The sequence below is a fragment of the Microbulbifer mixtoriginis (SeqCode) genome (assembly GCF_052467705.1).
In genome coordinates this window covers 714,271-726,885 of sequence record NZ_CP174322.1, presented here as the reverse complement: position 1 = coordinate 726,885, position 12,615 = coordinate 714,271, and the positions used below count along the sequence as shown (strand labels likewise).

The 12,615-nt window shown below is 51.8% G+C and carries 11 protein-coding genes; 3 read left to right on the top strand and 8 right to left on the bottom strand.

From position 1 onward, the window contains the following. Positions 1 to 24: 24 nt before the first annotated feature. The 3 genes from ACJJIB_RS03250 to ACJJIB_RS03240 form a co-directional block, all read right to left on the bottom strand. The gene (locus ACJJIB_RS03250) at positions 25 to 879 is read right to left on the bottom strand and encodes an AraC family transcriptional regulator (protein ID WP_444887863.1); all 855 of its coding nucleotides are present in this window, start codon (positions 877 to 879) and stop codon (positions 25 to 27) included. Between the two features lie 80 nt (positions 880 to 959). After that, the gene (locus tag ACJJIB_RS03245; protein WP_444887862.1) at positions 960 to 1,262 is read right to left on the bottom strand and encodes a DUF1330 domain-containing protein; all 303 of its coding nucleotides are present in this window, start codon (positions 1,260 to 1,262) and stop codon (positions 960 to 962) included. Positions 1,263 to 1,320: 58 nt separating this feature from the next. Continuing rightward, on the bottom strand, positions 1,321 to 1,752 hold the full coding sequence (locus ACJJIB_RS03240; RefSeq protein WP_444887861.1) for a DUF4345 domain-containing protein: 432 nt from the start codon (positions 1,750 to 1,752) through the stop codon (positions 1,321 to 1,323). 209 nt (positions 1,753 to 1,961) lie between these two features. Between ACJJIB_RS03240 and ACJJIB_RS03235 the strand changes: the two genes are divergently transcribed. The 3 genes from ACJJIB_RS03235 (at position 1,962) to ACJJIB_RS03225 (ending at position 5,751) form a co-directional block, all read left to right on the top strand. Beyond that, on the top strand, positions 1,962 to 2,876 hold the full coding sequence (locus ACJJIB_RS03235) for an SDR family NAD(P)-dependent oxidoreductase (protein WP_444887860.1): 915 nt from the start codon (positions 1,962 to 1,964) through the stop codon (positions 2,874 to 2,876). Between the two features lie 117 nt (positions 2,877 to 2,993). After that, positions 2,994 to 4,913, top strand: a complete 1,920-nt coding sequence (locus ACJJIB_RS03230; protein ID WP_444887859.1) for a multicopper oxidase family protein — start codon at positions 2,994 to 2,996, stop codon at positions 4,911 to 4,913. A gap of 385 nt (positions 4,914 to 5,298) precedes the next feature. Then, positions 5,299 to 5,751, top strand: coding sequence for a hypothetical protein (locus ACJJIB_RS03225; protein WP_444887858.1), 453 nt, complete (start codon positions 5,299 to 5,301; stop codon positions 5,749 to 5,751). A gap of 85 nt (positions 5,752 to 5,836) precedes the next feature. Here ACJJIB_RS03225 and ACJJIB_RS03220 read toward each other — a convergent pair whose 3' ends face one another. The 5 genes from ACJJIB_RS03220 to ACJJIB_RS03200 form a co-directional block, all read right to left on the bottom strand. Then, on the bottom strand, positions 5,837 to 6,736 hold the full coding sequence (locus ACJJIB_RS03220; protein ID WP_444887857.1) for a hydroxymethylglutaryl-CoA lyase: 900 nt from the start codon (positions 6,734 to 6,736) through the stop codon (positions 5,837 to 5,839). Next, positions 6,736 to 8,736, bottom strand: coding sequence for an acetyl/propionyl/methylcrotonyl-CoA carboxylase subunit alpha (locus ACJJIB_RS03215; RefSeq protein ID WP_444887856.1), 2,001 nt, complete (start codon positions 8,734 to 8,736; stop codon positions 6,736 to 6,738). The genes ACJJIB_RS03220 and ACJJIB_RS03215 overlap by 1 nt, the downstream gene beginning before the upstream one ends. Before the next feature lie 4 nt (positions 8,737 to 8,740). Continuing rightward, complete coding sequence (locus ACJJIB_RS03210; protein WP_444883578.1) at positions 8,741 to 9,538, bottom strand: enoyl-CoA hydratase/isomerase family protein; 798 nt, start codon at positions 9,536 to 9,538, stop codon at positions 8,741 to 8,743. 72 nt (positions 9,539 to 9,610) lie between these two features. Further along, positions 9,611 to 11,218, bottom strand: a complete 1,608-nt coding sequence (locus tag ACJJIB_RS03205; RefSeq protein ID WP_444883577.1) for a carboxyl transferase domain-containing protein — start codon at positions 11,216 to 11,218, stop codon at positions 9,611 to 9,613. Positions 11,219 to 11,334: 116 nt separating this feature from the next. Continuing rightward, positions 11,335 to 12,504: an isovaleryl-CoA dehydrogenase gene (locus tag ACJJIB_RS03200; protein ID WP_444887855.1), complete on the bottom strand. Its 1,170-nt coding sequence runs from the start codon at positions 12,502 to 12,504 to the stop codon at positions 11,335 to 11,337. Positions 12,505 to 12,615: the final 111 nt, after the last annotated feature.

The following is a 12,615-nucleotide window of genomic DNA, read 5'->3' as shown; positions in this document are numbered from 1 at the left end:
AAAAACTACACTATTGCCAAGCGATTACGGCCTTTCTTTGACCGGGATATGGAGAAACATTTCCGCTGTCGGGCTGGTAACCTGGTATCTGGGTGGGTACAGCTCGAAGTCCGGTCTCTCGATATAGTCGTAATTGGACTTTGGCAGCCAACTTCCCCAAATATACTTCAATGTCTGTTCCAGGGTGGTAATAGATCCGCGGTGAACAAATTTTGCATATAGCTGCTCCGGTAGTTCCCGCGCCACCATACCCTCGGGTACCTGAGTCAGGTTGGCAACCGGCGCACAGCAGATATACTTAAACTGAATTTCATCGCCCGCTTCCTCATAACATTCATAGATACCAAAAGATTCATCGCTGATTCGATTGGGGATTTTATCCCTATAGGGCCGAAATGCAGACCAGAGCTTTGGCAAGCTGAGATTTTCATGATCGTATTCCTGAGCTACCCCCACCAATTGCATCGCAGGCCGCGAAATAATTTGTGGCTCCATGGACAACTCATTTTGCAAGAAGTGCAGCATATGAGGGCTAAATTGATCCTTATACAACAACCGAAAAGGATCCTGCTGCTTTCGATACTGCGCCGGGGTTACGTTAAATAAAGCTTTAAACGCGCGAGTAAACGCTTCTTGGGAATCAAATTGGCACTCCATGGCAAGCTCAAGAATACCAATATCTTCACTCAACAACCTCTTTGCGGAGACGGTCAACCGGCGCTTACGCAAATATTCTTTCGGTGAATCCCCCACTAATGCCTTAAAAATACGGCTGAAGTGGTAGGTGGAATAATGAGAGGCAGCGGCAATTTCGTGAACAGAAATTTTGTCGTATAGATGCTGCTCTACGAAGTTGATACTTTTAAAAAATCGCTGCATATGAGGCTCCTTTCCTACCCGTTTACATTGGGACGGTGAGATTTTCGAACAATACCTTCCCGGTTTAGCTTGCCTTTAAATCAAATTCGTTCACTAGTAATGAAAAAGCGTAAATGGCTAAATGCCTTGTCCCTCAAAGGAATAATCGCCTGGTAGGCTGGATCATTGAAGAATGCATAGATCGCCTCCCGATCTGGAAAAGATACCACAACAAATGCCTTTGGTGATCGACCTCCGTCCAAGGCCTCTTCCACATCATAAGAGGCAATAGGCACCCCTCCATACTGTTGCATTAATTGCAGAGCCAAACCTATATACTGCTGAAGAGCCTGCGATTCCTGTAAGTTTGGTGAAGACTCTATATGTAAAAATACTGGTAACATAGTAATAGCCTCTTAAGCATAAATAATTTTGAGCTACCTATCCAAGAGCCTCTAATGACTAACGTTGAGAGGCCACTCGCCTATACCAAAAAACCAGAAGTGGAACTATCGCAAGCTCAATAATCGTAGGCGGTAAGACCTGATCATCCACCAATCCAAATTCCAGAATATTGCTTAAGCGGCCCAGACCGCCAATAAAGAGGGATAAAGCCACGAAGTAAAACAATGCTTTATGTTTTTCGATATTGCTCAGGAAATACAGTAGAACCAACCCCTGGGCAAAGAAAACACCAAAGGCAAATCGATATTGATTATCCCCAAATCCTCTCAAGGGGCTATCCGGGCCAAAAATCATAGCACCACCACTCAGAGCAGCACTGCCATTCAGCCCTCCAAATGCACTGATACCACCGGGTACAAAACAGATCACCGCTAGCGCTACCACTAACAATTGGAAAATTTTTCTTTCTATAGAACTCGCCTGATTCATAGTGTTACCTTAGTTTGCCGTATTTGGAGTGATGACCTAATCATATTGGCCAGTAAGGCCCTATTTTTGATATTTCTTGCGGTCTTGGTATCCCACTAAGACAGCAAGAAATGTCAAAAGGCGAGGCGCTTAACCGCTTATCTTTCTCTCCAACAGCCGGGTATATCCATATCTGGGCACCAGTTCCCAATATCCACAGAGACAGAAAGATGATTAAGAGTGTTTTGATTACCGGAGCGAATGCAGGCTTAGGCAGGGAATGCGCCAAGCAACTGGCGGAATACCAACAGATTAACAAGATCTATCTCGGCTGCCGCAATCTGCACAAAGCCAAGGAAGCCCAAGCCGAGCTGGTGTCGGTAACAGGCAGGAATATCTTCGAAGTATTGCTGATCGATGTCGCGGATCAACAATCTGTGAAAGAGGCAGTTAAGAACCTGGACTCCCCAGTTGATGCGCTGGTTATGAATGCTGGCGGTACCGGGGGGAAAGAGTTTTATAACAAGACCCCCGAAGGAGTCACGCAAATTTTCGCCGTCAACCTGCTTGGGCATGCTCTACTGACTAACGAGTTACTGAAAGCCAATAAATTAACCCAGACTGCTATCTATGCCGGCTCCGAGGCCGCTCGCGGCGTAAAAGAGATGGGGATGAAACGACCAGACCTGAAAAGCGCCTCTGTGGAGGAATTTATGCAGATCTGTGAAGGAAAGCTCTATGCCAGTACCAAAGACGCTACGGTACCCTATGGTCCGATAAAGTATATGGGCGCCCTATGGATGTCTTCCATGGCGCGGGAATTTCCCCATATCCGCTTCGTAACCATGAGTCCCGGGGCTACGGTAGGCACAGAGGGCTTCAATACACTGTCGTTATTCAAGCAATATATGATGAAGGGCATGATGCGGATTATGCTGCTACTTGGCAAAGTCCATAAAGTAGAAATAGGCGCCAAACGCTATATCGATGCCCTACTGGATACAAGATCCTTCCGCACAGGTATTTTTTACGGCAGTGAACGCGGATTGACTGGACCTCTTGGTGAACAGCGGAAGCTTTTCCCGGACCTGGACAATCCTACCTATCAAGACAATGCCAAAACGGCGATCAATCGCTTTATCTAATGAAGGGTCGCATCAGGGAAGGGCCCTGTACACCCTTCCCTGCCCCCAAGTTAACGCCACCGAAACCGCTTGTTTACCTATACTTGACTGTTAAATACTTACTGCTAAAAACAGCCAATGTTTCGGGTAATCTTTTCCCTGCTGTTGTTAATTCCCCTTGCCCTGACTGCTGCTGCTGAAGATGTAGCTAAAGCAACTCCCCTGCGGCTGCTGGATCCAGCAACTGTGGATAAGTTTGTCAATGAACTGCCAATACCCGTAGAAATCCACCCTCAGGGCTCAGCCCCGCTTAAACTACCCGCCCGCCCCACTGAAGTTTGGATGGGGCTACGGGATAAGAAAGGCAAACGTTTAATGACAAAGGCCTGGGGTTTTGAATATGCAGGTCGCATCCACTCTCCTGGCCCAACTATTCGCGCCCGAGAAGGCCAACCGGTATTTGTATACTGGGCGAATGAGCTACCGGGTCCGCACCTATTTCCTGTGGATCGATCTATTCACCTCGCCAACGTAAAAGATCCAAAAGCTGTACCTATGGTTATCCACCTTCACGGCGGGCATACAGAGTGGAAAAGTGACGGCAATCCCCTCGCTTGGTACACCCGCAATTATCGTGAGACGGGACCATTATTTGAGAAAAGGATTTACGAATACGACAACTCCCAGGATGCCGCCACTATCTGGTATCACGACCACACCCTGGGCATGACGCGCCTTAATGTTTACGCAGGTCTATTCGGTTTTTACCTGGTTGGCGATGACAATGAAGACCGTCTGATACAGGAGAAGCTGCTCCCCGCACAAGAGCGCACTTTTGTAGCCGCAATTACAGATAGCTTGTTTAGCTCCGATGGGCAACTGTATTTTCCTGGCTGGAGGGACCAGCCTCCATCACCAGTTTCCCATGAGGTAGTTAAGAATAATTGGCCCAACCCATCCCATCTCGACGAATTTTTTGGCAATTTTATTCTGGTAAACGGCATGACCTGGCCCAAAGTTAGTGTCACTCCACACGTCTATCGATTGCGATTACTCAACGCATCCGATACCCGCACACTGATACTCAGGATCGATGAAAATACACCCTTTGTACAAGTCGGCGGTGACGGCGGATTTCTCGATTACCCTGTAAAATTGAACGAGTTGATATTGGCACCCGCAGAGCGAGCAGATGTTTTAGTAGATTTCAGCGGTTATGAAGGGCGTGAACTAACACTGCGAAACTTTGGGCCGGATGTCCCTTTTAAAGGCTTTGTAGAGGCCAATGATCCAAAGAATTCAATTCCACTTGTCTATAACCCGGATGGTAAACGCGTATTAAGCGATGGGCGCGGCGGCATCACACCAGCTACCAATCCAAATACTACAGGCCAGATCCTGCAATTCCATATTGCTCCGAAATCTACAGACGCCACTTCTAATAAACAGAAATCAAAGATCAAAAGTACCATTGGAGATTTAAAACTCACCCTAAATACTCCCTTGCGCGCCCCACTTAATAGGCTTAACCAAGCCAGCCGCACACGACAACTTGCCACCTACCGGTTGGATGATCCCTACGGCCGTAACTTGCTAATGTTAGGTCCAGTAAAGGAGGGCTCCCTATTTTTTGAAGACCCTACCACGGAAATTATCCAGCACAACGCCGTTGAGATCTGGGAGATATACAACCCTACAGTATCGGCTCATCCAATCCATATTCATCTAGTGGAATTCCAGGTACTGGATCGCCAGCCTTTTAAAGGAAAACTTATTGCCAAGCCGCAGAAATTTATGCATACAGATAAGATATTTCAGGGTGCACGACTGGAAATAGAATCTCTACAGGGGAAACCCCTTCCACCACAACCAGAAGAAAGCGGCCCCAAAGATACGGTCATCGCCCTTCCCGGCCAAGTAACACGGGTAATAGCCCGCTTCGACCGCGAGGGACTCTATGTATGGCACTGTCATCTGCTCTCCCATGAGGATTACGATATGATGAGACCATTTAGGGTGTTGGCTCCCAGCTTAGTAAATAAGCGCCAATCTAATTAGCTTTAATTTTTAAACTCAAAAAAATTAACTTCAAAAGACTAGTCGAAAACCTAACTATAAATAGGACATCATAAAGAACAAGGGCTGCCAGCCCTCTAAAATTATTGAGCCTTGAAGCAAATATAAACTTATATAAATAGTAAATTAGTAGAACTCACCAAAGTAGCTTATAGCCAACAATTAATTATCAAGAATATATCGCAAGCAAGAAAAAATCATACTTCTTTATTTATCAACTGCTTGACATATCAACTTCGCCCACCCTGACGAAATAGGATATAGTATCTAAAATACGTTTAAACTGCGCCCCTGAATTATCTATAGATGACATTGGCCACCCATAATATGGAAAATTGCTGGGCGCACTTAATTTATAGGGTAAATTTTGGAAGTGAAGTTTAAAAAAATGATAACTCGAGGAGCTTTTATCCTATCGACTTTATTTTTTATCAGCTTTTCGATGTATATGATAATTTTTGACCCTCCTAAAATGGCTAAGAAGAAAGCTGAAGAATTAATCCTTTCATTCCAAAAATTAGACCGAGATAATTTTGAAGCCTATTGGTCTAAATCTAATTACCCAGTACCTAGAGACCAACACATCAGAGAAGAAATTATATCTTGGGGCGAAAAGCAGGGTGCGCTTATAAAAATTGAAGAGATTAAGACGCTAGATATAAGAAAGCATGTTTCTTTTTCTGAAAAAGGAGTTACTCATATGTATAAATATCAAATCCTCTGTAAGTTTACCAAGGGAGATGTAATATTTATGGTATCAGTGAAAGGCAACAGAGGTGGATTTGATGTAACAAATCTCACGATGGGCAATCCTATGTAGATTTAGCACTGACAAAAATGATTCTAAAATTCTCTAAAAGGTCCTCTCCAGAAAAAACACTCTCTGGAGAGAACCCACTACTCACTCAGCAAGGCACCAATGCCTTAGCTACACGGGAATTGGTCTCCCGCCCCAACTGTTCAGAAATAAAGTTCCCAGCCTCTGCCAGCAACTGCAAATCCACGCCGGTTTCAATACCCATGCCATTGAGCATATAAAGCACATCCTCACTGGCAACATTGCCAGAAGCGCCACGGGCATAGGGGCAGCCGCCCAGGCCAGCTACGGCGGAATCTACTACTGCGACACCCATTTGCAGGGCCGCGTAGATATTGGCCAACGCCTGGCCGTAGGTATCGTGGAAATGCACAGCAAGTTTTTCCACAGGTACACGGGCCATCACCTGCTCCAGCATACGCTTGGCGGCTTCCGGGGTGCCGACACCGATGGTGTCGCCGAGGGAAATTTCGTAGCAACCCATTTTCAATAGAGCGGCACTAACTTCTGCCACTTTGGCCGGATCAATATCGCCTTCATAGGGGCAACCAAGTACGCAGGATACGTATCCGCGCACGGGTATACCGTCTTGCTTCGCTTTTTCCACCAGTGGACGGAAGCGCTCAAGACTCTCAGCAATACTGCAATTAATATTTTTCTGGGTGAAGGCTTCTGAGGCCGCGCCGAATACGGCGACCTCATCCGCTTTGGCTTCCACTGCACGCTCATAGCCTTTTAAGTTTGGCGTGAGCGCGCTGTAGATAACTCCGTCTTTGCGCTGGATACCCGCCAGCACTTCCTCGCTGGCGGCCATTTGCGGTACCCACTTGGGGCTGACAAAACTGCCGGCTTCAATAACCGACAGCCCACTGGCACTGAGCTTGTCCACCAGTGCGATACGGGTCTCCACAGAGATAGGCTGCTTTTCATTTTGCAGCCCATCGCGGGGCCCCACTTCGACGATTTTGACTTGCTTGGGCAATGTCATTATTGCTCCTCCCCGGCAAAATCCACCAGCAGACTACCGCCATCCACTAATTCACCTTCGGCACAGAAGAACTGCTGCACGGTGCCGGCGGCTGGAGCCCGCAGGGTGTGTTCCATTTTCATGGCTTCCATGACCAGTAGCGGCTGGTCTTTTTCCACCGTCGAACCGGGCTCAACCAGCAGCGAAATTATGGTGCCATTCATGGGGGCATCGAGGCCGTGGGCCTGGTCATTGCTCTCGCCGATATCCGGTGGCAGCAACTTAAATTCCACCTGGGTGCCATCAATAAATACAGCACCGCCATCGCGGGTATCCACGGCGGAGAAACTCATGCGACGGCCATCCACCAGCATCAAGTCGCGCCCTGGCAGCAGGCGAATCTCACCGCTGTTCTGTTCCTCAGGCAAGGCATCGCAAGTCCAGCGCAGGCTATCGCCCTCCGCAACAAAGCGAATTTGAGCGTGCTGGCCACGGTAGTCCACCGTCTGGGTGCGACTGCCAGCCAGAGCATTGCGCCAGTTATCACCATTGTGCCAAGGAGAGAAAGGATCCCGCTGAGGTGCGCTATTGCGCAGATCGCGCTCTTCACGCTGCTGCAAATAACCGGCAATAGCAGCACATTTCAGCGGCGTCAGTGTCTGCTCCTGATGCAGTACTTCCGCCTCGTAGTCCTCGATAAAGTGCGTCGAAATACAACCGCTGGCAAATGCCTGGTGATTGATCACTCGGCGCAGGAATTCGATATTGTGGCGCACACCGGCAATCTGGTAATCACGCAGTGCGCGATCCAATTTGGCCAGGGCTTCTTTGCGGGTGCGGCCGTGGCAGATCAATTTGGCGATCATCGGGTCGTAATGCACGCTGATTTCATCGCCGGTCTGCACACCGGTATCCACCCGCACACCCTCGCCTTCCGCCGGGGGCTGGTGGCGCACCAACACGCCTGTTGCCGGCAGGAAATCATTGTCCGGGTCTTCGGCGTAGATGCGCACTTCCATCGCGTGGCCGTTGATCTGCAGCTCATCCTGGCTCATGGGCAGGGTATCGCCAGCGGCAACTGACAACTGCCAGGCCACCAGGTCCTGGTCGGTGATCATTTCCGTCACCGGGTGCTCTACCTGTAGGCGGGTATTCATTTCCATAAAGTAGAAGGCACCGCTAGCATCCAGCAGGAATTCCACCGTGCCGGCACCCACGTAACCAATCGCGTGGGCCGCGCGCAGGGCCGCTTCACCCATGCGCGCGCGCAACTCAGGAGTCATGCCCGGTGCGGGGGCCTCTTCCACTACTTTTTGGTGGCGGCGCTGCACCGAGCAATCCCGTTCAAACAGATAGACACCGTTGCCCTGCTGATCGCAGAACACCTGGATTTCCACATGGCGGGGACTCACCACATAGCGCTCCAGCAGCATGATGTCGTCGCCAAAGGCATTCATGGCCTCACGCTTGGCTGCAGCTAATGCTTCGTGGAATTCATCCGCACTGTCGACACGGCGCATGCCCTTACCACCACCACCGGCAGCGGCTTTCAGCAATACCGGATAACCGATGCGATTGGCATGGCCTTCCAGCAGCTCTTCATTTTGGTTTGTGCCGTGGTAACCGGGCACCAGGGGCACATTGGCCTCTTCCATAATACGTTTGGCCGCGGACTTGGAGCCCATCGCCTCAATCGCGCCGGTGGGCGGGCCAACAAAAATAATGCCGGCGCTATCGCAAGCGCGGCAAAACTCGGCATTTTCCGACAGGAAGCCGTAACCTGGATGGATGGCATCAGCACCAGTCTGCTTAGCAGCACCCAATACCTTGTCGATATCCAGGTAGGAATCCCTGGCCGGAGCCGGGCCCAGGTTTACCGCTTCGTCCGCCATCTGCACATGCAGGGCATCGGCATCCGCATCGGAATAGACAGCAACGGTGGCCACCCCCAGGCGGCGGGCGGTCTTGATAATGCGGCAGGCGATTTCGCCGCGATTAGCTATTAACAGTTTGCGAATCATAAAATTATCCTTCGCCACCATTCATCCACTTGGGTGCGCGCTTTTCCAAAAACGCACTCAACCCTTCCTGTCCTTCCGGCGATACACGCACGGCGGCGATCAGCGCGCTGGTCTGGCCCTGCAATTCATCGTTGATAACCCGGTTGGACATGGACATGGCCAGTTGCTTGGCCATGGCGACCGCTTTGGGGCCATTATCGGCAATGGCATTCACTAATTTCTGCACATGCAGGTCCAGGTCGCCCTCGGCGCAGACTTCGGATACCAAGCCCATCTGTTCCGCGCGCTCGGCGGAGAAACGCTCCGCAGTGACAAAGTAACGGCGCGCGCGGCGGGTGCCGATCGCATTGATGACATAGGGGCTGATGGTAGCGGGCAGCAAGCCGATTTTGACTTCCGACAAACAGAAGCTGGCGCGCTCAGAGGCCACGGCCATATCGCAGCAGCTCACCAGACCCACGGCACCGCCAAAAGCGGCGCCCTGTACTCGCGCAATAGTGGGCGCAGGGAAAGTGTCGAGCTTGTACAGCATGGCAGCAAGCGCGGCTGCGTCACGGCGGTTTTCCTCTTCTGAATAAGTCGCCATGCGCTTCATCCAGTTGAGGTCGGCTCCGGCAGAAAAGCTCTTGCCATTGGAGGCCAGTACCAACACACGTACAGCGGGGTTTTGCGCCAGGGTGTCAAAGGTGGTGGCCAGCTCGTGGATCAGTTCATCATCAAAAGCGTTGTGGATTTCCGGCCGGTTCAGGGTGACCGTGGCCACGCCCTCGCTATCCACTTCGCACAGCAATTTATCGCTCATTGTAATTCCTCGATTGGGGCGTCTCTCAAAAGCGGCACCGGAACATTTCATTGGCGCCGCAACCACGGTTCCTTACATGCGGAACACGCCGAACTTGGTCTCTTGCGGTTCCTTGTGGCTGGCCGCCGCCAGGCACAGACCGAGCACGCGGCGGGTATCCGCCGGATCGATAACGCCGTCATCCCACAAGCGCGCGGAGGCGTAGTAGGGGTGCCCCTGGTGTTCGTAGTTATCCACAATCGGCTGCTTAAACTGGCGCTCTTCCTCTTCGCTCCAGGATTCCCCTCGGGCGGCCATTTGGTCGCGCTTCACCTGGGCCAATACGCCAGCAGCTTGTTCACCCCCCATAACCGAAATGCGCGCATTGGGCCACATAAACAGGAAATTGGGATCGTAGGCGCGGCCACACATACCGTAGTTACCGGCGCCGAAAGAGCCACCGATAAGGATGGTAATTTTGGGCACCTTGGCGGTAGCGACAGCGGTCACCATCTTGGCGCCGTGTTTGGCGATACCGCCCGCCTCGTACTGTTTGCCCACCATGAAACCAGTGATATTTTGCAGGAAAACCAATGGAATCTTGCGCTGCGCACACAACTCAATAAAGTGCGCGCCCTTCTGCGCACTCTCCGCAAACAGAATGCCGTTGTTGGCAACAATTCCCACCGGATAGCCCTGGATACGGGCAAAACCGGTGACCAGGGTGGTGCCGTACAACGCTTTAAATTCATCGAACTCGGATCCGTCCACAACCCGCGCGATAATCTCGCGCACGTCAAACGGCTGGCGCGAATCTTTGGGCACCACGCCGTAAATGTCTTCCGGTGGATAAATCGGCTCCACTGGCTTTTGGATATCCAGGCCGGGATTTTTGATGCGGTTTAGGCGCGCTACAGAGCGGCGCGCCAACTGCAACGCATGTACGTCGTTATTGGCGTAGTGATCGGAAACTCCGGAAGTGCGACAGTGCACCTCGGCACCGCCGAGTTCCTCCGCGGAAACTTCTTCACCGGTGGCCGCTTTCACCAGGGGCGGGCCCGCCAGGAAGATGGTGGCCTGCTCTTTCACCATAATGGATTCGTCTGCCATGGCCGGCACATAGGCTCCACCGGCGGTGCAGCTACCCATCACCACCGCGATCTGCGGAATATTCTGTGCAGAGAGATTGGCTTGGTTAAAGAAGATGCGACCGAAGTGCTCACGGTCTGGGAAAACGTCGTCCTGGCGCGGCAAATTAGCACCACCGGAATCCACCAGGTAAATGCACGGCAGATTGTTCTGCTCGGCGATGGTCTGCGCGCGCAGGTGTTTTTTTACTGTGAGGGGATAATAAGTTCCACCTTTTACCGTGGCATCGTTGGCGACGATGACACAAGGCTGGCCAGAGACGGTGCCGATGCCGGTAATAATACCCGCGGCTGGGACATCTTCACCGTAAACCTCATGAGCGGCCAACTGGGAAAATTCCAGGAAGGGGCTACCCGGATCGAGCAGCGCATCGATACGGTCCCGTGGCAATAATTTTCCTCGCGCCAGGTGTTTTTCCCGTGCGCGCTCGCCGCCGCCCTGGGCGATGGCTTCCACTTTTTCGCGCAGGTCTGCCACCAGCGCCTGCATCTGCTCGCGGTTTTCGCCAAAGGCGGCGTCGCGCGTGTTTATTTTGCTCTGCAACTGATTCATAAAGTCCGATTCACTTTCCCGGAGAAAAGACCTCCACGGAGCGCGGCTTACCGCCGCAATGTCCGTGGAGACAGCTGCCGCCGACAGGCGTCGGCAGCGAGAAGAAATGCCCAGCCTTAGCGGGTCTCGTTAAACAGCTCGCGACCAATCAGCATACGACGCACTTCAGAAGTGCCCGCGCCGATTTCGTAGAGCTTGGCATCGCGCAGCAGGCGGCCGGTGGCATACTCGTTGATGTAGCCATTGCCGCCCAGGGTCTGGATAGCCTGCAGGGCCATCTGGGTTGCGCGCTCTGCAGTAAACAGGATTACAGCGGCGGCATCCTTGCGCGAGTCCTCACCGCGATCACAGGCACGCGCCACGGCGTAGAGGTAAGCACGGCTGGCATTCAGGTCGGCATACATATCAGCGATCTTGCCCTGCATCAGCTGGAATTCACCAATAGCCTTGCCGAACTGCTTGCGCTCGTGAATATAGGGAACCACCACATCCAGGCAGGCCTGCATAATACCGACAGGGCCACCGGAGAGAATGGTACGCTCGTAGTCGAGGCCGCTCATCAAAACGCGTACGCCGCCGTTCAATTCACCGAGAATATTTTCTTCCGGCACTTCACAGTCTTCGAACACCAGCTCACAGGTGTTGGAACCGCGCATACCCAGCTTGTCGAGTTTCTGCGCCTGTGAGAAGCCGGCAAAACCGCGCTCAACGATAAATGCGGTAATACCGCCGGAGCTGATACCCGGCTCGGTGCGCGCGTAAATCACATAGGTGTCGGCATCGGGGCCATTGGTGATCCACATTTTATTGCCGTTCAAAACAAAGTGATCACCGCGCTTTTCCGCGCGCAGTTGCAGGCTCACTACGTCGGAACCGGAGTTGGGTTCACTCATAGCCAAGGCGCCTACATGTTCACCGGAACACAGCTTGGGCAGGTACTTGAGTTTCTGCTCGCGGGTACCATTTTTGCGAATCTGGTTTACACACAGGTTGGAGTGGGCACCGTAGGACAAGCCCACAGAAGCGGAGGCGCGGGAAATTTCTTCCATGGCCACAGCGTGTGCCAGGTAACCCATATTGGAACCGCCAAACTCCTCTTCCACGGTCATACCCAGAAGGCCCAGCTCACCGAATTTTTTCCACATGTCCGCGGGGAACAGGTTGTCTTCATCGATCTGCGCAGCGCGCGGGGCCAGCTCCGCCTGGCAGAACTTGTAGACCATGTCGCGGAGCATATCGATGTCTTCACCGAGGCCGAAATTCAGGGTTGGATAGGAGGTATTCATAATGGCTCCAATAATTATTAGAAAAGTCTTTTAAACTGGCGGCACCTGCAACCACTCGATACATCGGGTGACACGCTAAACCTCTGCGGGTCACAGGCTTTCGCAGGCGCC